Origin of the sequence: Streptomyces sp. NBC_01198 (assembly GCF_036010485.1) — a bacterium.
Lineage (GTDB): Bacteria > Actinomycetota > Actinomycetes > Streptomycetales > Streptomycetaceae > Actinacidiphila.
Map to the genome: position 1 here is coordinate 7,667,538 of NZ_CP108568.1, position 20,805 is coordinate 7,688,342.

The following is a 20,805-nucleotide window of genomic DNA, read 5'->3' on the forward strand; positions in this document are numbered from 1 at the left end:
CCGCCGGTCAGAGGCCGCCGGCGATCCGCAGCACCGCACCCGTGGTGTACGAGGCGTCCGCCGACAGCAGCCAGGCGACCGCGCCAGCGATCTCCTCCGGCTGGCCGGGGCGCCGCATCGGCACGTGCTCGGGATCTCGCCACGGCCCCGCCGGGTCGGCCGCCGGGGCGTGGACGCCGGTGACCACCATCCCCGGCTGCACCGAGTTGACCCGCACCCCGTCCGGACCCAGCTCCTTCGACAGCCCCACGGTCAGCGCGTCCACCGCCGACTTGCTCGCCGCGTAGTGCACGTACTCGCCGGGGTTGCCGGACGTGGCGCCGCCCGACGAGACGTTCACGATCGCGCCGCCGTCGCCGCCGTACCGCGTGGACATCTCCAGCGCCGCCCGCCGGGCGCACAGCAGGGCGCCCATCAGGTTGACGTCCACCACCCGCCGCATCACCTCGACCGGCGTCTCGGTGAAGCGGCCGAGCGGCCCGGTGATCCCGGCGTTGTTCACCAGCCCGGTGACCGGGCCCAGTTGCTCCTTGACCGCGTCGAAGAAGGCGTCGACCTGGCCGGCGTCGCCGGTGTCGAGCGGGAAGAGCAGGCACGCGCCGCCCCGCTCGCGGATCCGCCGGGCGACCTCCCCGGCCGCCTCCTCGGCGTCCCCGGCGGGTTCGTAGCCGAGGCCGACACGGTGTCCCGCGCCGGCCAGCCGCACGGCCACCGCCGCCCCGATGCCGCGACTGCCGCCGGTGACCAGCGTGACCTCGCCCATCGCCATCCGCTCCCTCGCGCCGTACCGCGGCCGTCGCAGTGGTCGCTGCCGTCAGCGGCGCACCCCGATGATCACGAACGCTATCGCAGCACTCCGTCAACATCGCGTGAACGGCACACATATCCCCTTCCGGTCGGCGTGTACCGGTTCGAGGATTGGTCTTGACCAAGTTCGGCGCCCGGCTCTATCGTCCCTAGTAGTGCAAGGACCTTTAATAAAGACTGGTTAGGAAACAAGGCTGAACAAGCCTTGAGCTGATTGCGAGGACAGGGTGGGGACCACGCAGCTCGAATCGGTGCCTGAGCCGAAGTACTGGCACCTCAAGACCGTGCTGAACGACGCCCTCGACTCGGAGTTCGAGGTCGGTGAGATCCTGCCGAACGAGCGCGATCTCGCCGCCCGCTTCGGCGTCGCCCGGGCGACGCTCCGCCAGGCGCTCGAACAGCTGGAGCTCGAAGGACGGCTGCAGCGCCGCCGCGGGGTCGGCACCACCGTGGCGCCGCCGCGGATGGGTGTCTCCGTCGGCCCGTCGGCCAACACCTGGCCAGGCGCGGGCCTCGACGCGTGGGACACCGTCGGCTGTGTCGAGGCCGTCGCCCCCGCGGCGATCGCCGCGCTGCTCGGGACCGGGCCCGACCAGGCGGTGCACACCATCCGCCGGGGCCGCGTGATGCGCGGCCAGCCGGTCGCCGCCGAGCTGCTGTACGTACCGCCGGCCTCCGTGCCCGGTCTGTCCACCGACCTGACACCCGCCGCCCACGCGCCCGCCGTGCTGCGCGAGCTGCACGCGCTGGTACTGGAGGGCGAGGACCGCGCCGTCGAGCTGGGCTCGGCCCGCGCGGACGACGCCAAGCAGCTGGACCGGCTGCCGGGGGCGCCCGTGCTGGTGGTCACCTCGCGCTACTACGCCGGCGGCCGGGTGGCCGCCGCGTCGGTCGCCACCTACCGCGCGGACACCTGCCGGCTGACCTTCGGCGACGCCGGCGCCTTCGAGGTCACCCACCACCAGCAGGGCACCCGCCAGGCCTCCTGACCCGGCAGCACCGCACTCGTGAGGCCCGCCCCGGAAGGGACGGGCCTCGGCCGTGTCTGACAAATCCCGCCTGGCCCGCGGCGCCTGGCACGCACGCTCGCCGCGTTGCCGGTCAGCGGCGGGCCATCGACGTCTGCTCCACGGCGAAGAGCTGCTGCTCCACGTGGTCGAGGGCCAGCCGCAGCGCGCCCGTGGCGATCGCCTCCTGGCCCAGCGCCGACAGCTCCACCTTCGGCGGCCGCAGGCAGTAGCGGGTCAGCTCGGTCCGCAGCGGTTCGAGTACGCCGTCCAGGCCCGCCGCCCAGCCGCCGATCACCACCAGCTCCGGGTCGATCGCCAGTACCAGTGCCGCCACGTCGTGCACCAGCCGGCGCAGGAACCGCTCCACGGCGTCCTTGGCCTGCGCGTCGCCCTGCTTGGCCAGGGTGAAGACCCGCTCGACGGCGGGCTCGTCAAGCGGGTGCAGCGGCTCACCCGTGGTGGACAGCAGATATTCAGGGGTGACCTCGCGGCCCAGCAGGTGCAGCGCGCCGATCTCACCGGCGGCGCCGCCGAACCCGCGGTGCAGCCGCCCGCCGATCAGCGACCCGGCGCCGGGGCTGAGCCCGGCCAGGACGAAGACCACGTCGTCGGTGCCGACCGCCACGCCCTTCCAGTGCTCGGCCACCGCGGCGACGTTCGCGTCGTTCTCCACCAGGACCGGACATCGGAAGGAGCGCTGCAGCCGCTCGCCCAGCGGCAGCCCGGTCCAGCCGGGCAGCGCGGTGCTCAGCCGCACCTCGCCGTGCGCCTCCACGATCCCGGGGCTGCCCACCCCGACCGCCCACAGCGTGCTGCGGGCCACCCCGGCCTTGCGCAGCAGCTCGGCGACCGTGCCGCGGACCCGGTCGAGCCGGTCGTCAGCGGACGCCGCCTCGTCGACCTCGCGCCCGTGCGAGCCCAGCAGTTGCCCGCTCAGGTCGGACAGCACCACCCGCACCTGGTGGGCGCCGATCTCGATCCCGAGCAGATGCCCGGCCTCGGCGTGGAAGCGGAACCGGCGGGCCGGCCTGCCCTGCTTGCGCGCGTCACCGGCCTCGGGGCCGACCTCCACCACCAGGTCGGACTCGGTCAGCCCCTCGATGACGCCCTCGACGGTCGGCCGGGACAGGCCGGTGCTGTGGACCAGTTCGGTGAGGGTGGGGGTCTGCGCCCCGCGCAGGGCATCCAGGACGACCGCGGAGTTGATCCGCCTGAGCAGGGACGGGTCCCCGCCGGTGAGTCGCCCCACGTATGTCCTCCCAGACTGTGCCTGTGTGTGGCGGATCGTACCCGTCCGGCGGTCTCGCGGCGAGCGCGGCCCCGTTACGTTTGTGCGGCAGCGTCAGGGACCCTGCCGGCCGCTCCCCGCAGGCCCTGCTGACGACCCGTCAGCCGCCTGCCGGGGCAGGCCGGAGGCAGCTGCCCGCAGCCTGCCGAACTCCTCGGCCAGCGCCGCCGGCGACCAGTGCGCGTTGAGCCCGCTGGGGCTGGGCAGCGCCCAGATCCTGGTCGGGCCGAGCGTCCGCTGCTGCGGACCGACCTGCGCGTGCTTGTCCGCGAAGGCGACCCGGTAGGCGGTCACCCCGAGCACCGCGAGCCACACAGGACGGTACCGGGCGACCTTCGCCGCGAGCAGCCTGCCGCCCTCCACCAGCTCCTCGGTGCTCAGCTCGTCCGCGCGGGCGGTGGCCCGCGCGGCCACGTTGGTCACCCCGAGCCCCAGGCCGAGCAACTGCTCCTGCTCGGCCGGCGCGAAACGCCGCGGGGTGAATCCCGAGGCGTGCAGCGCCGGCCAGAAGCGGTTCCCCGGCCGGGCGAAGTGATGGCCCGTGTACGCCGACATCAGGCCCGGGTTGATGCCGCAGAAGACCACCCGCAGACCGTCCGTGAGCAGGTCGTCGAGGGTGCGCCCGCGGGCCGCGGCCAGCTGGTCCGGGGTCAGAGGATCGCCCCGGGCCGATACGCCGCCGCCCGCGGGTGCGCCTTGACGACGTCCTCGATCCGCCGCACGACCTCGGCGACCTGGCCGGCCGCGGCACCGGTGAAGGACAGCCGGTCGGCCATCAGCGCGTCCAGCTGTGCGCGGTCCAGCGGGATCCGCTCGTCGGCCGCCAGCCGGTCGAGCAGCTCGTTGCGCTCGGTGCCCTGCTCGCGCATCGCCAGCGCGGACGCCACCGCGTTCTCCTTGATCGCCTCATGGGCGATCTCCCTGCCCACCCCGGCGCGCACCGCGCCCATCAGCACCTTGGTCGTGGCAAGGAACGGCAGGTAGCGGTCCAGCTCGCGGGCGACGACCGCGGGGAAGGCACCGAATTCGTCCAGCACCGTCAGGAACGTCTCCAGCAGCCCGTCGAAGGCGAAGAAGGCGTCGGGCAGCGCGACCCTGCGCACCACCGAGCACGACACATCGCCCTCGTTCCACTGGTCGCCCGCCAGCTCGCCGGTCATCGAGGCGTAGCCGCGCAGGACCACCATCAGCCCGTTGACCCGCTCGCAGGACCGGGTGTTCATCTTGTGCGGCATGGCCGACGAGCCGACCTGCCCGGGCTTGAAGCCCTCCGTGACCAGCTCGTTCCCGGCCATCAGCCGGATGGTCCTGGCCAGCGACGAGGGCGCGGCCGCCAGCTGCACCAGCGCGGTCACCACGTCGTAGTCCAGCGACCGCGGGTAGACCTGGCCGACCGAGGTGAAGGCCCGCGCGAAGCCCAGGTGCTCCGCGATCCGCGCTTCGAGCTCCGCGAGCTTGCCGGTTTCGCCGCCCAGCAGGTCCAGCATGTCCTGCGCGGTCCCGACCGGGCCCTTGATGCCGCGCAGCGGATAGCGGCCGAGCAGGTCCTCGACCCGCTCGTAGGCGACCAGCAGCTCGTCCGCGGCTGTCGCGAAACGCTTGCCCAGCGTGGTGGCCTGTGCCGCCACGTTGTGCGAGCGCCCGGCCATCACCAGCTCCGCGTACTGCCCTGCCAGCTGCCCGAGCCGGGCCAGCACGGCGACGGTGCGGTCCCGCACGTGGTCGAGCGACAGCCGGATCTGCAGCTGCTCGACGTTCTCGGTCAGATCGCGGGACGTCATGCCCTTGTGGATCTGCTCGTGCCCGGCGAGCGCGTTGAACTCCTCGATCCTGGCCTTCACGTCGTGCCGGGTGACCTTCTCGCGTTCCGCGATCGAGCCCAGGTCGACCTGTTCGAGCACCCGCTCGTAGTCGGCGACCGCCTGCTCGGGCACCTCGATCCCGAGGTCCTTCTGCGCCCGCAGCACCGCCAGCCACAGCCGGCGCTCCAGCACCACCTTCTGCTCGGGGGACCACAGGGCGGCCAGCTCCGTGGAGGCATAGCGGCCGGCGAGGACGTTCGGGATACGCGGCTTGGCTGTCACGTGCAGATTCTACTGGTCGCGGCGGTGCCACCGGTCCGGTGACAGCCGTCAGGTCAGCCGCCGACCTCGGAGGGCACCGGCCCCGGCTCGCACGGCTCCTGCTGGTACGGCAGCAGCTGGGGGCGCTTGGCCGGGCGGCCGTCGCCCGAGGAGCGGCCGGTCAGCCGGCGGCCGATCCACGGCAGCAGGTGGCGGCTGGTGAAGCGCAGGTCGGCGCCGCGGCGGGCGGCCCAGCCGGGGCGGACCGCGGGCGGCAGCGCGAGCGTCCAGTCCGCTCGGGCCGGCAGTCCGAGGGCCTGCCAGACCGCCTCGGCCACCCGCTCGTGGCCCTCCGCGGTCAGGTGCAGCCGGTCGTCGGCCCACATCCGCTGGTCGCCGAGCACCTCGGCCCCGTAGAGGTCCACCACTATGGCGCCGTGCCGGGCGGCCAGGTCGTCGATGAAGGCGAACAGCTGCTCCATGCGCGGCAGGAAGCGGGTGGCGACCGGGCCGCGGCGGGCCGGGCTGCGCATCAGCACCAGCTGCCGGCAGGACGGCGCGAGCCGTTCCACCGCGCTGCGCAGGTGCTCGCAGACCACGTCCACGTCGCAGCCCGGCCGCAGCACGTCGTTGAGCCCGCCGACCAGCGTGACCAGGTCGGCGTCCATCGCCGCCGCCAGGTCCACCTGGTCCTCGGCGATCTGCCGGATCAGCTTGCCGCGCACCGCGAGATTCGCGTACCTGAAGCCCTCAGCGCCGTCCGCGGCCCGGGGCAGCGCCGCCAGCCGGGCGGCGAGCAGATCGGCCCAGCCCCGGTAGGTGCCGTCGGGCAGCAGGTCCGACATTCCCTCGGTGAAGGAGTCGCCGACGGCGACGAAACTGGTGTAAGTGAGATCGTTCTCCATCGCCCGGTGATCCTATCGGCAGCCCCGCGCACGGCGGGGGACCGCGCGGCTATCCGACGAGTGTCTGGGTGCCGAGCACCGCGAGCAGCGCCAGGCGTTCGGCGTCCTCGGTGCCGGGGTCCGCCGTGTAGACCATGATCCGCAGATCGCTGCCCGCGACGCTGAGCAGGTCGCAGTCCAGCGTCAGGGTGCCGACCTGGGGGTGGTCGACGGTCTTGCGGGACACGTCGTGCCGCTCCACCGTTCCCGTGTCCCACAGCTCGGCGAAGCGCTCGCTCCTCGCGCGCAGTTCCGCGATGAGCCCCCGCAGCCGCAGATCGGCCGGATAGCGGTTCGCGGTCGCCCGCAGCCCGGCGACCTGTCCGGCCTCCAGCTTGCGCAGCGAGCGCGGGGTGTGGCGCACCCGGCTGCCCGAGCCGAGGAAGGTGCGCCACACCGCGTTGCGCTCCCTGCCGTGCCGCTCGCCCATCAGCGCCGTGTACATCGGGTTGGCGAGCAGCAGCGTCCAGGTCGCGTCGGAGACCGCCACCGGGGTCCCGGCGAGCCGGTCCAGCATCCGCTGCACGCTCGGCGGGATGTACGCGGGCACCGTGCCCAGCCCCGGCGGGACCAGCCCGGCGACGTGGAAGAGGTGCTCGCGCTCGGCCGGCGACACCCGCAGTGCCCGGCCCAGCGCTTCGACCACCTGCTCCGACGGGTTGGCCGCGCGCCCCTGTTCGAGCCGGGTGACGTAGTCCACCGAGATCCCGGCCAGCAGCGCCAACTCCTCCCGGCGCAGCCCGGCGGCCCGCCGCTGCCCGCCGGGCGGCAGCCCGGCCGCCTCCGGGGACACCCGGTCCCGCCAGCGCCGCAGCGTGTGCCCGAACTCCGTGGTCGCCATGACACCACTGTGCACCGCGGCACCGCGGAACGTCCTGGTACTGCCGGTCCCAGGAAGACCGGACTACTGGTGGCGCGGCTCGGCCCGGGGACACCGTGAGGGCATGACAGCAACACTGATCACCGGAGCGAACAAGGGTCTCGGTTACGAGACCGCCCGGCGGCTCGTCGCCGCCGGCCACACCGTCCACCTCGGCTGCCGGGACGCCGGGCGCGGCCGCCGGGCCGCGGAGCGGCTGGGCGCACGACCGGTCCTGCTCGACGTCACCGAGGACGCGTCCGTCGCCGCCGCGGTGCGGACCGTCGCGGCGGACGGCGGCCTGGACGTGCTGATCAACAACGCCGGTATTCAGCGGGAAATGGCCGGGGACGGCACCACGGTGGGGGCGGAACTGACCGCCGACCTGATGCGGGCGACGTTCGAGACGAACGTGTTCGGCATGGTCCGCGTCACCCACGCCTTCCTCCCGCTGCTCCGGCGCTCCACGGCCCCGGTGGTGGTCAACGTCAGCAGCGGCCTGGCCTCGCTGGCCCTTCTCAGCACCCCCGGCACCCCGGCGTACGACTACCCGGGCATCGCGTATCCGGCGTCCAAGACCGCGGTCAACATGCTCACCGTGCAGTACGCGAAGGCCTACCCCGGCTTCCGGATCAACGCCGTGGAGCCCGGCTTCACCAGCACCGACCTGAACGGCAACACCGGCCACCAGAGCGTCGAGGAGGGCGCGGAGATCATCGTACGGATGGCGCGGCTCGGCCCGGACGGGCCCACCGGCGGCTTCTTCACCGCCGAAGGACCGCTGCCCTGGTGACGGACGGCGGGCGCGCCCGGGGTCGCTGAGGGGGCGTCACTCGTCGGGCCGGCCCGGGCCGACCAGTTGCTTGAGCACGTCCTCCATGGTGACCAGGCCGACCGCGCGCCCGTCCTCGTCCACCACCGCGGCCAGATGCGCGCTGGCCGCGCGCATCGCGGTGAGCACGTCGTCCAGCGGCGTCGCGGCGCCGACCCGGGTGATGGGGCGCAGGGCGGCGCGCGGGAAGGCGGCCTCACGCGGCTCGGCGTCCAGCGCGTCCTTCACATGGAGGTAGCCGAGCACCCGCCCGTCGCCGTCGGCGACCGGGAACCGCGAGAAACCCGACCGCGACGCCAGCGCCTCCAGGCCGCCGGGGGTGATGCCCAGCGGGGCGCGGACCACCCGGTCGGCCGGCAGCACGATCTCGCCGACCGGCCGGCGGCCCAGCACCAGCGCGTCCCGCAGCCGGTCGGCGGCCCGCTCGTCCAGCAGCCCGGCCGCGCCGGCGTCCCCGACCATCCGGGACAGCTCGTCGTCGGAGAAGACCGACGTCACCTCCGAGCGCAGCTCGACCCGCAGCAGCCGCAGCAGCCCGTTCGCCAGCGCGTTGATCCCGAAGATCACCGGCCGCAGCGCCCGGGTGAAGGCCACCAGCGGCGGTCCCAGGCGCAGTGCCGAACGCACCGGGTCGGCCAGCGCGATGTTCTTCGGCACCATCTCGCCGAGCAGCATGTGCAGATACGTCGCCACCGCGAGCGACACCGCGTAGGCGATGACATGGATCGCCCCGTCCGGCAGGCCGACCGCGTGCAGCACCGGCTCCAGCAGGTGCGCGATGGCCGGCTCCGCGACGATGCCGAGCACCAGGGTGGCCGCGGTGACGCCGAGCTGGGCGGCGGCCAGCAGCGGCGCCAGGTGCTCAAGGCCCCACAGCACCCGCCCGGCCCGCCGGTCACCCGGCTCCGTGCCGGACTCCACCTGGCCGCGCCGCACCGAGATCATCGCGAACTCGGCGCCGACGAAGAAGGCGTTCACCACCAGGGTGAGCAGCCCGACCAGCAGCTCGACCACGGTCATGCGTGCGGCTCCCGCCGGCCGGGCGACGGCGACACCAGCCGCACCCGGGCGGCCCGGTGCCCGGTGTCGTCGGCGACCTCGATCAGCCAGCCGGCGAGCCGCAGCGAGTCGCCGCGCACCGGGATCCGGCCGAGCCGGTCCGCGACCAGCCCGGCGAGCGTCTCGTACGGGCCGTCGGGCACCCGCAGGCCGATCCGCCGCAGCTGGTCCTCGGTCCGGGTGGCGCCGTCCGCGTCGTAGAACCGCCGGCCGTCCGGATCCTCGCGGACGAACAGCAGGTCGGGCAGCTGCTGGGGGTCGTGCTCGTCGGTGACCTCGCCGACCACCTCCTCGACGATGTCCTCCAGCGTCGCCACGCCGGCCGTACCGCCGTACTCGTCGATGACCACCGCCATCGACCGCGACTCCGAGAGCCGGTCGAGCAGCCGGTCGACGGTGAGCGTCTCGGGCACCAGAAGCGCGTCCTTGAGCAGGGCCGTCACCGGGGTACGGGCCCGGCGCTCGGCGGGCACCGCCAGGACGTCCTTGATGTGCACCGTGCCGATCACCGCGTCGAGGGTGCCGCGGTAGACCGGGAAGCGCGACAGGCCGGTGGCGCGGGTGGCGTTCGCGACGTCCGCGGCGCTCACCAGCGCGTCGAGCGCGGTGACCTGGACCCGTGGCGTCATCACGTTCTCCGCGGTCAGATCGGCCAGGCTCAGGGTCCGGACGAACAGCTCGGCGGTGTCCGGCTCCAGCGCGCCCTCCTTCGCCGAGCGCCGGGCCAGCGCCCCCAGCTCCTGCGGCCCGCGGGCCGACGCCAGCTCCTCGGCCGGCTCCAGGCCCATCCGGCGCAGCACCCGGTTGGCGGCGTTGTTCAGATGGTGGATCAGCGGCCCGAAGGCCGCGGTGAAGGCGCGCTGCGGGCCCGCGACGGCCTTGGCGACCTGCAGCGGCCGGGAGATCGCCCAGTTCTTCGGCACCAGCTCGCCGACCACCATCAGCACGACCGTGGACAGCGCCGTCCCCAGCACGAGCGCCAGCGGCGAGGCGGTGGAACGCGACACCCCGGCCGAGCGCAGCGGCCCGCGCAGCAGTTCGGCGATCGAGCCGCGGGCCAGCATGCCGATGATCAGGCCGGTCACGGTGATGCCCAGCTGGGCCCCGGACAGCTGCACGGTCAGCGACCGCACCCCCGACAGCGCCGCGGCCGCCCCCCGCTCACCGCGGGACGCGGCCCGCTCCACCTCGCCGCGTTCGACCGTGGTCAGCGAGAATTCCGCCGCGACGAAGACACCGCAGGCGAGACTGAGCAGCAGGGCCACGATCAGGAGCAGCGCTTCGGTCATCGGACACCTCGGTCCCATGATCGGGCAGCGGCCGCCCGCGCGCACCCATGACGCGCCCACCGCCCGTTCCCGAGCAGCCGGCGCGGGACCGGTCAGGCCCCGCGCAGCGGTTTCGTCCAGCGCCGCCACTGCGGCTCAGGTGCGTAACCCGCGGCCCGCCAGGCGAGGTGGGCACGCTCGTTGCCCTCAAGCACCATCGCGTCGCCGCGGCGGCCGCCCAGCGCGGCGAACCGTGCCTCGGCCGCGTCCAGCAGCGCCCGCGCGACACCCTGGCGGCGGGCCTCGGGGTGCACGGCCAGCCGGTAGAGGTGGCACCGCCAGCCGTCGAACCCGGCGATCACCGTGCCCACCAGGGCGCCGTCCCGCTCGGCGAGCAGCAGGGCGCCCGGGTCGGTGCCGACCAGCCGGGCGAAGCCCGCCTCGTCGTCGCTGATGCTGGTGCCCTCGGCGGCCACCCGCCAGAAGGCCAGGACGGCGCCGGCGTCGGCCGGACCCGCGGCCCTGATGTCGGCCGCCGCGCCCGCGGCCCTGATACGGGGACTGGACATGCCGGCCATCCCACCACCGCCATGCCGCACGTGGCCCGCAATTCCGGGATACGAGACAGCCGTCGGCCGCGCTCTTGCCGCTACTAGCGGATCGGCGCTAGCTTGGGAGTATGGCGAAGACCCAGTTGAACGTGCGGGTGGACGAAGCCACCGCCGAGACCGCGCGGGAACGCGCCTCGCAGCGCGGCATCAGCGTGAACCGCTACATCGAGGAACTGGTCAAGCAGGACGAGGGCGAGAACGGCCGGGCCTTCGTCCAGGCAGCGGCCGACTTCATGAGGCAGTACGAGGAGGTCTTCGCCGAGGAGTTCGGCACCCGGGAGGAAACCCGGGGTGAAGGCACCCGTTGAGCCTGCGTATCGATCTCGCCTGGCTGCTCATGGTCGCCGAGCACAACACCCCCGGCGACCCGCTGGTCACCGACTGGGGCGCGCTGGTGGCCGCGGTCGCCCGGCACGACGCCGAGATATTCGGCCGGCCGGTCTATCCCGACGACCACACCCGCGCGGCCGCCCTGCTGCAGCTGCTGCTGCACGTCCCCGCCCTGGAGCGCGCCAACGCGCTCTTCGCCTCCGCGGTCGCCTACGCGTATCTGGTGGCCGGCGGCCTGCGCGTGACCACCACACCGGAACAGGTCCGCGACCTCGCCCGGCTGGTGCGGGACGGCTCGGTGAGCGTCGACCGCATCGCCGACGAACTGCGCGCCTGGACCGTCACCGTCTGACCCCGGTCGGGCGGAACCAGGGCCGTACCACCCCGACGGCGCCCGAAGGTCCCCGCGCCGAAAGCCCGGGGCGCCGCCCCGTGCCCTAACGGCCGAACGCCGGCGGTGCGTATGCCGCCGCGAAGGCCTCCGCGTCCCACGTGCCGCCCAGCTGCGGCGCCAGCCAGTCCGGCGCCGCCGTCCGGAAGGCGGCCGGGGACAGGCCCGCCACGGCCCTCGGCAGCGCGCCGAGCAGCGGCGCGCCGGCGACCTCCGGCAGGTCGGTGATGTTGCAGCACTCCGCCAGATCGGGGTCACCGCGCCAGCTGCCGAAGATCACCCCGGCGCAGCTGATCTTCCGGCTGCTCAGCGCCTCCGCGGTCAGGGCGGTGGCGTTGAGCGTGCCGAGCCCGGGCGGCGCCACCAGCAGCACCCTGGCCCGCAGCATCTGGGCGGCGTCCGCCAGCGTCGAGCCCTGGGCGTCGTAGCGCACCAGCAGCCCGCCCGCGCCCTCCACCAGCACCACGTCGTGGACAGCGGCGAGTTTCGCGGCGGCCTCGGCGATCTCCTCCGGGCCCACGGTCGGCAGTCCGGACCGCGCGGCGGCGGTGGCCGGCGCCAGCGGCTCGGGGTAGCGGGCGAGCTCCACCGCCGTCACCGCGCCCGCCAGCCGTGCCACTTCGGCCGCGTCACCGGGCTCACCGTCGGCGACGCCGGTCTGCGCGGGTTTGAGCACGGCCACGCTCAGCCCCTGGGCCAGCGACGCGGCGGCCACCGCGGCGGTCGCCATCGTCTTGCCGACCTCGGTGCCCGTACCGGTGATGACCACGATGGCCATGGGTGTCGCTCCGTTCCTCTTCGTCGTGCCTGCCCGCTGCCGAGCGTCCCGCGGCAGGGCGCCGCGGGGCCCTGCCCCACCGTGCCATGCTCACGCCGCCAGCGCGGCATCCCTGACGCCCGCGCAGATCCGCGCCACATCCGCGTCGTCGGTCACATATGGCGGCATCGTGTAGACCAGGTCACGGAAGGGCCGCAGCCACACCCCGGCCCGTACCGCCGCCGCGGTCGCCGCCGCCATGTCCACCGGGTGGTCCAGCTGGACCACCCCGATGGCGCCGAGCACCCGCACGTCGCGCACCCCCGGCAGCGCGGCCACCTCCGCCAGGCCGTCGCGCAGCCCGGCCTCGATCCGCTTGACCTGCTGACCCCAGTCCTGGCCGAGCAGCACGTCGAGCGACGCGTTGGCGACGGCCGCGGCCAGCGGGTTGCCCATGAAGGTCGGCCCGTGGGCGAGCACCGGCACCTCGCCGCGGGAGATCCCCTCGGCGACCCTGCCGGTGCACAGCGCCGCCGCCATCGTCAGATAGCCGCCGGTCAGGGCCTTGCCGACGCACATCACATCCGGGCTGACCCCGGCGTGCTCCGCCGCGAAGAGCCGGCCGGTCCGGCCGAAACCGGTGGCGATCTCGTCGAAGACCAGCAGCACGTCGTGCTCGTCGCACGCCTCCCGCAGCACCCGCAGACAGGCGGGGGAGTGGAAGGTCATCCCGCCGGCGCCCTGCACGACCGGCTCGACGATCACCGCCGCCAGCTCGGCGGCGTGCCGTCCGATGAGCTCCCGCAGATGTGCCGCGTACCGCGGATCCGGTTCGGCGTCGAAACCCGGTGGCGGCGCGTCGGCGAAGACCTGCTCGGGCAGCACCCCCGACCACAGCTCGTGCATGCCGCCGTCCGGGTCGCACACCGACATCGGCTGCCAGGTGTCGCCGTGGTAGCCGCCGCGCCAGGTCAGCAGCCGCCGCTTGGCCGGCCGGCCGAGCGAACGCCAGAACTGCAGGCACATCTTGACGGCGACCTCGACCGACACCGAACCGGAGTCGGCCAGGAAGACGTGCCGCAGCGGCTCCGGCGTGATCTCCACCAGCCGCGCCGCCAGGCGTACGGCCGGCTCGTGCGTCAGCCCGCCGAACATCACATGGCTCATCCGGCCCAGCTGGTCGCGTACCGCCGCGTCCAGCACCGGATGCCGGTAGCCGTGGATCGCCGACCACCACGAGGACATCCCGTCGACCAGCTCGTGACGCCCCTCGGCGGGCGCCGCCAGCCGCAGCCGCACGCCCGACGCCGACTCGACCACCAGCGGCTGCTGGCGGCCGGGCATCGGGCCGTACGGATGCCAGACGTGCTGCCGGTCGAGGTCGAGCAGCACGTCGGCAGGCAGGGGCCCGCGCGCGTACGGGTCAGGCATTGGGCGGCAGATCCGTGCCCGCGCCCCGGCGGCGTACGGCGACCAGGTCCGTCCGCGCGGCGGGTACGGTCTCGGCGCCCGTCTCCCCGTGGGCGGCGCCGTCGTGGCAGCCGCCGCAGCCGCCGCTGTCCTGGTCCGCGCCGTCGTGGCAGCCGCCGCCGTCGTGCGTACCGCACACCCCGGCCCTGCGGTGGCCGGGCAGCGTCACGGTGTCGGCGCCCTCCACCTCGAAGCCCGCGTCCGCGATCATGTCGAGGTCGGCCTGGCCCGCCTGGCCCTCGCTGGTCAGGTAGTCGCCCAGGAAGATCGAGTTGGCCAGGTGCAGGGCCAGCGGCTGCATGGTGCGCAGGTGCACCTCGCGGCCGCCGGCGAGCCGCACCTCCGCGTCCGGGCAGACGAACCTGACCATCGCCAGGATCCGCAGGCACCGCTGCGGGGTGAGATTCCACTCCTCGGCCAGCGGCGTGCCCTCGAAGGGGATCAGGAAGTTCACCGGCACCGAGTCCGGGTCCAGCGCGCGCAGCCCGAACACCACGTCGACCAGGTCCTCGTCGCTCTCGCCCATGCCGGCGATCAGCCCGGAGCACGCGGAGAGCCCCGCCGCCTGCGCCCGCTGCACGGTGTCCACCCGATCGGCGTAGGTGTGCGTGGTGGTGATCGACCCGTACGTGTTCTCCGAGGTGTTGAGGTTGTGGTTGTACGCGTCCGCGCCCGCCGCCCGCAGCCGGTCGGCCTGGCCGCCGGAGAGCAGGCCCAGGCAGGCGCACACCTCGACGCCCTCGTTCTGGCCCTTGATCGCCGCGATGGTCTCCGAGACCCGGTCCACGTCCCGGTCGGTCGGGCCGCGCCCGCTGGCCACCAGGCAGACGCGCTTGGCACCGCCCGCCACCCCGGCGCTCGCCGCCGCGGCGGCCTGGTCCGGCTTGAGCCAGGTGTACTTGAGGATGCCGGCCTGCGAGCCGAGCCGCTGCGAGCAGTACGAGCAGTCCTCGGGGCACAGCCCGGACTTGAGGTTCACCAGGTAGTTCAGCTTCACTCTGCGGCCGAACCACTGGCGGCGCACCCGGCCCGCCGCGGCCACCACATCCAGCAGGTCATCGTCGGAGGTCGCCAGGACGGCCAGCGCCTCGTCACGGCTGGGCAGCTCGCGTCGCAGCCCCTTGTCCACCAGTGCGGTCAGCAGATCCATGGGGGGATCCTCGCCTACCGGAGGGCCCGCAGCCAATGACGGACCGCACAACACGCGTGGCCCCTGGTGTGTGCATCACCACACCCTGTGCACGATTGCAGGCCAGTACGTTGCAGGTGGAAGCGGTCGGCCCGCCGGCCGCCCGACCGCCACGACCCCCGGGGACAGCAGTGAACAGCACACCGCACGCCGCGCCGCACGGTCCCTTCGGCTGGATCGCGGTGCAGTTCGCCGTCCGCGCCGCCGCCGGGCTGCACCGCGAACTGCGGCCCAGGCCGGAGCAGTCGCCGCTGCTGGACCTCGCGGGCAACGACTACCTCGGACTGAGCCGGCATCCGGAGGTCACCCGGGCCGGCGCGGACGCTTGCCTGCGCTGGGGCGCCGGCGCCACCGGGTCCCGGCTGGTCACCGGCAGCACCGAGCTGCACGCGGAACTCGAAGCGGAGCTGGCCGGCTTCACCGGCTTCGAAGCCGCGCTGGTGCTGGCCTCCGGCTACGCCGCCAACCTCGCAGCGGTCACCGCCCTCACCCCGGCGGGCACGCTGCTGGTCTCCGACGCCGCCAACCACGCCTCGCTGATCGACGGCTGCCGGCTGTCCAGGGCCCGCACCGAGGTCGTGCCGCACGCCGACACCGACGCCGTCCGCAAGGCGCTCGCCGGGCACACCGGGCCCGCCGTGGTGGTCAGCGACTCGGTCTTCTCGGTGGACGGCGACGCGGCACCGCTCGCCGGGCTCGCCGCCGCGGCCCGCGACCACGGCGCCGGGCTGCTGGTGGACGACGCCCACGGCCTCGGCGTGCTCGGCGACGGGGGGCGCGGCGCCGCCCACGCGGCCGGGCTGGCCGGGGCGCCCGACGTGGTGTGCACGGCGACCCTGTCGAAGGCGCTGGGCGCGCAGGGCGGCGTGGTCCTCGGCCCGGCCGCCGTCATCGACCACCTGGTCAACGCCGCCCGCACGTTCATCTTCGACACCGGCCTCGCCCCGGCCGCGGCCGGCGCCGCCCTGGGCGCGCTCCGGCTGCTGCGCCGCGAACCCGGCCGGGCAGGGCGCGCCCTCGCCGCGGCCCGCACCTTCCACCGGCTGCTCACCGCGGCGGGCCTGGACGCGACGCCGCCGGACGCCTGCGTCGTCTCGGTCCGCGCGCCGTCGCCGGCCGCGGCCGTCGGCTGGGCCGCGGCATGCCGCTCGGCCGGGCTGTCGGTGGGCTGCTTCCGCCCGCCGTCCGTCCCCGACGGCGTCTCCCGGCTGCGCATCACGGCCAACGCCGCACTGACCGACGGGCAGATCGCCGCGGCGGCGGCCGCCATCGTGGCGGCCGCCCCGCGCTGACCTGCCCTATGGGGTGCCGTCGCAGGCCAACGCTCCCGCGTTGAGTGCCTGGACGAAGCTGGACCATGCCCCCGGTGGGAAGAGCAGGGCCGGGCCCATCACATCCTTGGAGTCGCGCACCGCGACCCGACCGGACGGCAACGCGGCCGCCTCGACACAGTTGTTCGCCGCCGTGCTGTGGCTGCTGCGCCGCCAGGCGACGCCGGCGAGCGTCGCACTGCAGGAAATGTGCCGTGACGGCGAGGGGGACAGCGCGGTCATAGTGCCTCCTTCGTGAGCCGCGACATGCGCGAGAACTCGGAACCGATTCCAGCGATCATCGCAGCCGATTCCGCACAGGGGAGCGCACGATCACGCAATCGGGCGAACGCGGCGGCGTAAGCGGTGATGTCCTCTTTCCGATCGACACAGAGACTACTCGTCAGATGGTCGAGAACAACCACATCCAGATCAGCAATGCGCGGAAAAGAGAAGACAACGAAAGACCCCGTCACCCCTATGTGCCCGCCCGCGGCAAATGGCAGCACATGCAGCGACACCTGGGGCAGCTCCGCCGCCTCGACCAGGCTCCGCAGTTGACCCGCCATCACCTCAGGGCCGCCGACCTCGCGGCGCAGCACCGCCTCGTCGAGCACCGCGGTCAGTTCGAGCGGCGGATCCTGGTGCAGCACCGCCTGCCGCGCGATCCGCACGTCCACCAGCGCGTCCACCTCGCGCGGCGCGAGCTGCGGCATGACGTCCCTGGTCAGGGCATGGGCGTAGTCGTGGGTCTGCAGCAGGCCGGGCACCACGCTGGTCTCCATCGTCCTGGCCCGGCTCGCGCCGGTCTCCAGGCTGATGAAGTCGCGGTATTCCACCGGCAGGACCTCGCGGAAGTCGTGCCACCAGCCGCGCTGGTGGCCGTAGCCGGCGAGGGTGCGCAGCAGGTCGCGGACGTCCCGGTCGCGCACCGTGTAGATGTCGAGCAGCAGGTTCACGTCCTCGGCCCGTACGCTGCTCTGGCCGGTCTCGATCCTGCTCACCTTCGACTGGTGCCAGCCGGCCCGGTCCGCGGCCTCGCCGCTGGTGAGTCCTGCCAGGTCGCGCAGGCGCCGCAACTCGGCGCCAAGTCTGCGCCGGCGTACGGCGGGCACTCTTTCCATCGTTTCTCGCGCCTCCTCGGTGTGCGGCATGTCGCCCTGCATGCCGCCCTATTCACCCGATACGACAGTGTGCCGACCAAATGCGCTCTCACGTAGCAGAGTTCACCGTTTTGAGCGACAGATATATGCAGACACCCGTGGAAGGTCCGTATAGGCGGCACGATGAGTGTCATTCTGGCGCGAACCCGACGTAAGCGAGGCGGCCCAATTCCCGGGGCGTCCCGCTCCGGCGCAGGTACGTACCGGAGCCAGGTCACGGCGGGAAAGGGAAGCGTCGCCATGGCAGATCTTCAGGAAGCATCCATCACCCTGCCGAGCGACCCCGCGTCGGTGACGACGGCCAGGCGCTACGTGTGCGGTCTACTCGCCGACTGGGGGCTGCCCGCCGGGGCCCCCGCTGTCGACGCGGTCCGTCTGATCGTGTCGGAGTTGGCCACCAACGCGGTACTGCACACCTCGGGGCTGTCGCCGACCTTCACCGTCGACGTACGCCTCGAACGCCTGGAGGAGTTGCACATCGGCGTCACCGACAGCCATCCGCGCTGGCCACGGCAGGAGACCGCCGCCGCGCTGCAACAGGACAGCGGGCGGGGGATGGTGATCGTCCGCCACCTCACGGCGGAGTCCGGCGGCAGCCTGCAGGTCACGCCGACCGACGCCGGGGGGAAGACCGTGTGGATCATGCTGCCGTGGGCGGTCCCGGTCGGCTGACCGGCGGTCCCGGCCGCCGGCTGCGTGCCGGCCGCCGCGCCTGTCCCCGGGGGCTCCCCGGGCGTCACACCCGGCCGTACCACACACTCCTGGTCCAGATGTGCTCCAGCCGGACCCGCGCGCCGGTCTTCGGGGCGTGCCAGATCGCGCCGCCGCCCGCGTAGATCCCGACGTGGTAGACCGACGAGCTCGACGAGCCGGTGTGGAAGAACACCAGGTCGCCCGCCCGGCGCGCGGATGACGAGATGTGCCTGGTGCTGCCGTACTGCGCCGCCGCGGTGCGCGGCAGCTTCCTGCCCGCCTGCTTGAACGAGTACAGCGTCAGGCCCGAGCAGTCGAAGCGGCTGGGCCCCGCGGCGCCCCACTGGTAGGGCGAGCCCTGCTTCGAGGCCGCCACGCCGAGGGCTCTCGCGGCGAGCGTGGCGGCGTCCGCCTGCTGTGCGGCGCCCGGCAGCAGCGCCGGTACGGCGACGGCCGCCGCGGTGAGCACCGAGGCGGCCCCGATCCGGGACAGCCTGGCGGACAGTGCGATAGGCGCGGTCATGCGCAACCCTTCGTCGTCAGCCTGCGAAGGATGACCTGTCGGGTTCGAGCAGGCGAAGATGCCCGGCCGCATGCAGCGGCTTCACCCCAAGAGGCGGCCCTTACCTGCTCCTGGCCTGCCCCGTCGTGCCTGGGTCCTCCGCTCCCGCCGTTGCACTCGTGTCGACCTGACATCCGCACGCCGGCGGGATTCGGCTTCCGTGCGGACCGCCCCGCCACGGCGGCGGGGGCTTGTCGTCACCACGGATCGTGACGCACCGCGCACGCCGGCACCGGCTGGGAAACGCCCGATGTGACTCTCGTCACACTGCTGCCATCCGGGTGACGGCATTAGGCCTTCCGGGTGGACTGCGCCGCCGGCGGCCCGTGTGACCTGCGGGCTTGTCGATCATCGGCAAACGGGTACGCAACCGCGCCGGCCGTCCGCGCCGGGTTGCCGATCCGCCAATGGGCTGAGCCGATGTTCGGCCGAATCGGGGGCGGTCGCGCCGCTGGGTGACGAGCCGCGTCCCCGGTCCGGCCGCGGACGGTCCGCCGGGTCAGTCGGCCACCGGCGGCGGAGCCGTCTCGGGCGGCACCACGGCAAGTGACGACCGGCGTTCACCGTCGAGCACCCGCAGCGCCCGCCCCAGCGTGGCGTGATGCAGGTCCGTCTCGCCGCGCAGATGCATCACCGTCAGCGCCTCCCGCAGTGCCACGGCCCGCCCGACCAGCGCCTGGGCGGCCCGCAGCGCCGCGTAGGTGTCGGTGGTCCGCGACGGGTTGATCCGGCCCAGCAGGTCAACGACCTCCAGGTAGCAGTCGATCAGCTCGCCCTCGGAACGGGTGAGCGCCGGCAGCGGCGGCAGTTCCGGCACCACCGGGCCTCACCGCAGGCCGTAGGAGGGGCCGTTGGCCTTGCGGCTGGTGGTCAGCCGGTCCACCAGGCCGTACGCGACCGCGGATTCGGCGTCGAAGACCTTGTCCCGCTCGATGTCGGTACGCACCCGGTCCAGGTCCTGGCCGGTGTGCCGGGCCAGCAGCGTCTCCAACTGCTCTCGGGTGCGCAGCAGTTCGTTGGCCTGGATCTCCAGGTCGGAGACATCGCCCTGCACCACGTCGCTCATCGAGGGCTGGTGGATGAGGATCCGCGCCCCCGGGGTGATCATGCGCTTGCCCGGCGCCCCGGCCGTCAGCAGCACCGCGGCGGCCGACGCGGCCTGCCCGATGCACACGGTCGCGACGTCGCAGGTGACGAACTGCATCGTGTCGTAGATCGCGGTCATGGCCGAGAAGGAGCCGCCGGGGGAGTTGACGTACAGGTGGATGTCCTGCTCGGGGGAGGCGCTCTCCAGGTGGATGAGCTGGGCCATCACGTCGTTGGCCGAGGTGTCGTCGATCTGGGTGCCCAGGAAGACGATCCGCTCCTGGAGCAGCTTGGAGTACGGGTCCATGGTGCGGATGCCGTTGCTGCTGCGCTCGGTGAACTCCGGCAGCACGTAGCGGGCGGTGGGTCGGAACATGGCAAGCACCTCCTCTGTTCAAAATGTACAGGACGTACATCTCGTTATGATGGGGAGCATGACCTACGACGTCCCGGTGACACAAGCTCGTGCCGAGCTCGCCGATCTCATCAACCGCGTGGTCTACGGCGGCGAACAGGTGGTGCTGACCCGGCACGGCAAGCCGCTGGTCGCCCTGGTCTCCGCCGCTGACCTGCAACGACTGCGCGAACTCGACGAGCAGCCCGAGGAGCAGGTGATCAGTACGGTGTCCACGATCGGCAGCAGGTCGTCCGCCACGGGCGAACGCCGCAGGTTCGGCATCGCCGCCGAACACCGCGACCCCGCCCCCGGCGAACGCCGCCCGTAACAGCCGTTAACGCAGCGGAAACGCCGCCGAACTAATCTCACGGACCAGGCCCGAGAATGGCCGGAGACTGTGAGGTGCGACTGTGCGGTTGACCCCCCACGAGCAGGAACGCCTGCTCATCCATGTCGCGGCCGACGTGGCCGAGCGGCGGCGCGCCCGCGGGCTGCGGCTGAACCACCCCGAGGCCGTCGCGCTGATCACCTCGCACATCCTGGAGGGCGCCCGCGACGGCCGGAGCGTCGCCGAACTCATGGAGTCCGGCCGCGGCGTCCTGACCCGCGACGACGTCATGGACGGCATCCCGGAGATGATCCACGACGTCCAGGTCGAGGCGACCTTCCCGGACGGCACCAAGCTCGTCACCGTCCATGAGCCGATCGTCTGAGGG

25 protein-coding genes and 1 riboswitch are annotated in these 20,805 nt (G+C 73.4%); of the genes, 8 read left to right on the forward strand and 17 right to left on the reverse strand.

Annotated elements, in window-relative coordinates; genetic code table 11:
- Positions 1-7: 7 nt before the first annotated feature.
- Complete coding sequence (locus tag OG702_RS34060; RefSeq protein WP_327292819.1) at positions 8-763, reverse strand: SDR family NAD(P)-dependent oxidoreductase; 756 nt, start codon at positions 761-763, stop codon at positions 8-10.
- A gap of 271 nt (positions 764-1,034) precedes the next feature.
- On the opposite strand from OG702_RS34060, the gene OG702_RS34065 reads away from it, so the two are divergent.
- Complete coding sequence (locus tag OG702_RS34065; protein WP_327292820.1) at positions 1,035-1,796, forward strand: GntR family transcriptional regulator; 762 nt, start codon at positions 1,035-1,037, stop codon at positions 1,794-1,796.
- Positions 1,797-1,908: 112 nt separating this feature from the next.
- Here OG702_RS34065 and OG702_RS34070 read toward each other — a convergent pair whose 3' ends face one another.
- From OG702_RS34070 to OG702_RS34090, 5 genes are all read right to left on the reverse strand, one after another.
- The gene (locus OG702_RS34070) at positions 1,909-3,066 is read right to left on the reverse strand and encodes an ROK family protein (protein WP_327292821.1); all 1,158 of its coding nucleotides are present in this window, start codon (positions 3,064-3,066) and stop codon (positions 1,909-1,911) included.
- 93 nt (positions 3,067-3,159) lie between these two features.
- Positions 3,160-3,759 (reverse strand): G/U mismatch-specific DNA glycosylase, encoded by a 600-nt coding sequence (gene mug / locus OG702_RS34075; RefSeq protein ID WP_327293472.1) that lies wholly within the window; start codon positions 3,757-3,759, stop codon positions 3,160-3,162.
- A complete protein-coding gene (purB, locus tag OG702_RS34080; RefSeq protein WP_327292822.1) occupies positions 3,756-5,189 on the reverse strand; it encodes an adenylosuccinate lyase in 1,434 nt (477 codons plus the stop codon). The genes mug and purB overlap by 4 nt, the downstream gene beginning before the upstream one ends.
- Before the next feature lie 53 nt (positions 5,190-5,242).
- On the reverse strand, positions 5,243-6,073 hold the full coding sequence (locus OG702_RS34085; protein WP_327292823.1) for an SGNH/GDSL hydrolase family protein: 831 nt from the start codon (positions 6,071-6,073) through the stop codon (positions 5,243-5,245).
- A 49-nt stretch (positions 6,074-6,122) separates the two neighbouring features.
- Positions 6,123-6,953, reverse strand: coding sequence for a helix-turn-helix transcriptional regulator (locus tag OG702_RS34090; protein WP_327292824.1), 831 nt, complete (start codon positions 6,951-6,953; stop codon positions 6,123-6,125).
- A gap of 103 nt (positions 6,954-7,056) precedes the next feature.
- Here OG702_RS34090 and OG702_RS34095 point away from each other — a divergent pair, with 103 nt between their 5' ends.
- Positions 7,057-7,764 (forward strand): SDR family NAD(P)-dependent oxidoreductase, encoded by a 708-nt coding sequence (locus tag OG702_RS34095; RefSeq protein ID WP_327292825.1) that lies wholly within the window; start codon positions 7,057-7,059, stop codon positions 7,762-7,764.
- Positions 7,765-7,800: 36 nt separating this feature from the next.
- Here the strand turns inward: OG702_RS34095 and OG702_RS34100 are convergent, their stop codons facing one another.
- The 3 genes from OG702_RS34100 to OG702_RS34110 all read right to left on the reverse strand — a co-directional run bounded on the left by OG702_RS34100 (position 7,801) and on the right by OG702_RS34110 (position 10,699).
- Entirely contained in the window at positions 7,801-8,823 is a 1,023-nt protein-coding gene (locus OG702_RS34100) for a hemolysin family protein (RefSeq protein WP_327292826.1), read from the reverse strand.
- Positions 8,820-10,151 carry a hemolysin family protein gene (locus OG702_RS34105; protein WP_327292827.1) on the reverse strand — a complete coding sequence of 444 codons (1,332 nt, stop codon included), beginning with the start codon at positions 10,149-10,151 and terminating at the stop codon, positions 8,820-8,822. The genes OG702_RS34100 and OG702_RS34105 overlap by 4 nt, the downstream gene beginning before the upstream one ends.
- Positions 10,152-10,243: 92 nt before the next feature.
- Positions 10,244-10,699, reverse strand: coding sequence for a GNAT family N-acetyltransferase (locus OG702_RS34110; RefSeq protein WP_442814672.1), 456 nt, complete (start codon positions 10,697-10,699; stop codon positions 10,244-10,246).
- 110 nt (positions 10,700-10,809) lie between these two features.
- On the opposite strand from OG702_RS34110, the gene OG702_RS34115 reads away from it, so the two are divergent.
- Together OG702_RS34115 and OG702_RS34120 are read left to right on the forward strand one after the other, a co-directional pair.
- Positions 10,810-11,049: an antitoxin gene (locus OG702_RS34115; protein ID WP_327292829.1), complete on the forward strand. Its 240-nt coding sequence runs from the start codon at positions 10,810-10,812 to the stop codon at positions 11,047-11,049.
- Positions 11,046-11,423, forward strand: coding sequence for a fic family toxin-antitoxin system, toxin component (locus tag OG702_RS34120; protein WP_327292830.1), 378 nt, complete (start codon positions 11,046-11,048; stop codon positions 11,421-11,423). The genes OG702_RS34115 and OG702_RS34120 overlap by 4 nt, the downstream gene beginning before the upstream one ends.
- An 85-nt stretch (positions 11,424-11,508) precedes the next feature.
- On the opposite strand, the gene bioD is transcribed toward OG702_RS34120, so the two are convergent.
- The 3 genes from bioD to bioB form a co-directional block, all read right to left on the reverse strand.
- Positions 11,509-12,240: a dethiobiotin synthase gene (gene bioD, locus OG702_RS34125; protein ID WP_327292831.1), complete on the reverse strand. Its 732-nt coding sequence runs from the start codon at positions 12,238-12,240 to the stop codon at positions 11,509-11,511.
- A 90-nt stretch (positions 12,241-12,330) separates the two neighbouring features.
- Positions 12,331-13,650, reverse strand: coding sequence for an adenosylmethionine--8-amino-7-oxononanoate transaminase (locus OG702_RS34130; RefSeq protein ID WP_327292832.1), 1,320 nt, complete (start codon positions 13,648-13,650; stop codon positions 12,331-12,333).
- Positions 13,643-14,839: a biotin synthase BioB gene (gene bioB, locus OG702_RS34135; protein WP_327292833.1), complete on the reverse strand. Its 1,197-nt coding sequence runs from the start codon at positions 14,837-14,839 to the stop codon at positions 13,643-13,645. Before bioB ends, OG702_RS34130 begins: the two co-directional genes overlap by 8 nt.
- A 170-nt stretch (positions 14,840-15,009) precedes the next feature.
- On the opposite strand from bioB, the gene OG702_RS34140 reads away from it, so the two are divergent.
- Positions 15,010-16,170, forward strand: coding sequence for an aminotransferase class I/II-fold pyridoxal phosphate-dependent enzyme (locus tag OG702_RS34140; protein ID WP_442814673.1), 1,161 nt, complete (start codon positions 15,010-15,012; stop codon positions 16,168-16,170).
- A 6-nt stretch (positions 16,171-16,176) separates the two neighbouring features.
- Here OG702_RS34140 and OG702_RS34145 read toward each other — a convergent pair whose 3' ends face one another.
- Together OG702_RS34145 and OG702_RS34150 are read right to left on the reverse strand one after the other, a co-directional pair.
- Positions 16,177-16,431: a DUF397 domain-containing protein gene (locus OG702_RS34145; protein ID WP_327292834.1), complete on the reverse strand. Its 255-nt coding sequence runs from the start codon at positions 16,429-16,431 to the stop codon at positions 16,177-16,179.
- Complete coding sequence (locus OG702_RS34150) at positions 16,428-17,312, reverse strand: helix-turn-helix domain-containing protein (RefSeq protein ID WP_327293474.1); 885 nt, start codon at positions 17,310-17,312, stop codon at positions 16,428-16,430. The genes OG702_RS34145 and OG702_RS34150 overlap by 4 nt, the downstream gene beginning before the upstream one ends.
- Before the next feature lie 279 nt (positions 17,313-17,591).
- Here OG702_RS34150 and OG702_RS34155 point away from each other — a divergent pair, with 279 nt between their 5' ends.
- Complete coding sequence (locus OG702_RS34155) at positions 17,592-18,023, forward strand: ATP-binding protein (protein WP_327292835.1); 432 nt, start codon at positions 17,592-17,594, stop codon at positions 18,021-18,023.
- Between the two features lie 64 nt (positions 18,024-18,087).
- Here the strand turns inward: OG702_RS34155 and OG702_RS34160 are convergent, their stop codons facing one another.
- The 3 genes from OG702_RS34160 to OG702_RS34170 all read right to left on the reverse strand — a co-directional run bounded on the left by OG702_RS34160 (position 18,088) and on the right by OG702_RS34170 (position 20,068).
- Complete coding sequence (locus OG702_RS34160) at positions 18,088-18,567, reverse strand: C40 family peptidase (RefSeq protein ID WP_327292836.1); 480 nt, start codon at positions 18,565-18,567, stop codon at positions 18,088-18,090.
- Between the two features lie 3 nt (positions 18,568-18,570).
- Positions 18,571-18,773: riboswitch (cyclic di-AMP (ydaO/yuaA leader) on the reverse strand.
- Between the two features lie 332 nt (positions 18,774-19,105).
- Positions 19,106-19,426 carry a hypothetical protein gene (locus OG702_RS34165; RefSeq protein ID WP_327292837.1) on the reverse strand — a complete coding sequence of 107 codons (321 nt, stop codon included), beginning with the start codon at positions 19,424-19,426 and terminating at the stop codon, positions 19,106-19,108.
- A 6-nt stretch (positions 19,427-19,432) separates the two neighbouring features.
- On the reverse strand, positions 19,433-20,068 hold the full coding sequence (locus OG702_RS34170) for an ATP-dependent Clp protease proteolytic subunit (protein ID WP_327292838.1): 636 nt from the start codon (positions 20,066-20,068) through the stop codon (positions 19,433-19,435).
- A 58-nt stretch (positions 20,069-20,126) separates the two neighbouring features.
- On the opposite strand from OG702_RS34170, the gene OG702_RS34175 reads away from it, so the two are divergent.
- On the forward strand, positions 20,127-20,417 hold the full coding sequence (locus tag OG702_RS34175) for a type II toxin-antitoxin system Phd/YefM family antitoxin (protein ID WP_327292839.1): 291 nt from the start codon (positions 20,127-20,129) through the stop codon (positions 20,415-20,417).
- A gap of 82 nt (positions 20,418-20,499) precedes the next feature.
- A complete protein-coding gene (locus tag OG702_RS34180; RefSeq protein ID WP_327292840.1) occupies positions 20,500-20,802 on the forward strand; it encodes an urease subunit gamma in 303 nt (100 codons plus the stop codon).
- Positions 20,803-20,805: the final 3 nt, after the last annotated feature.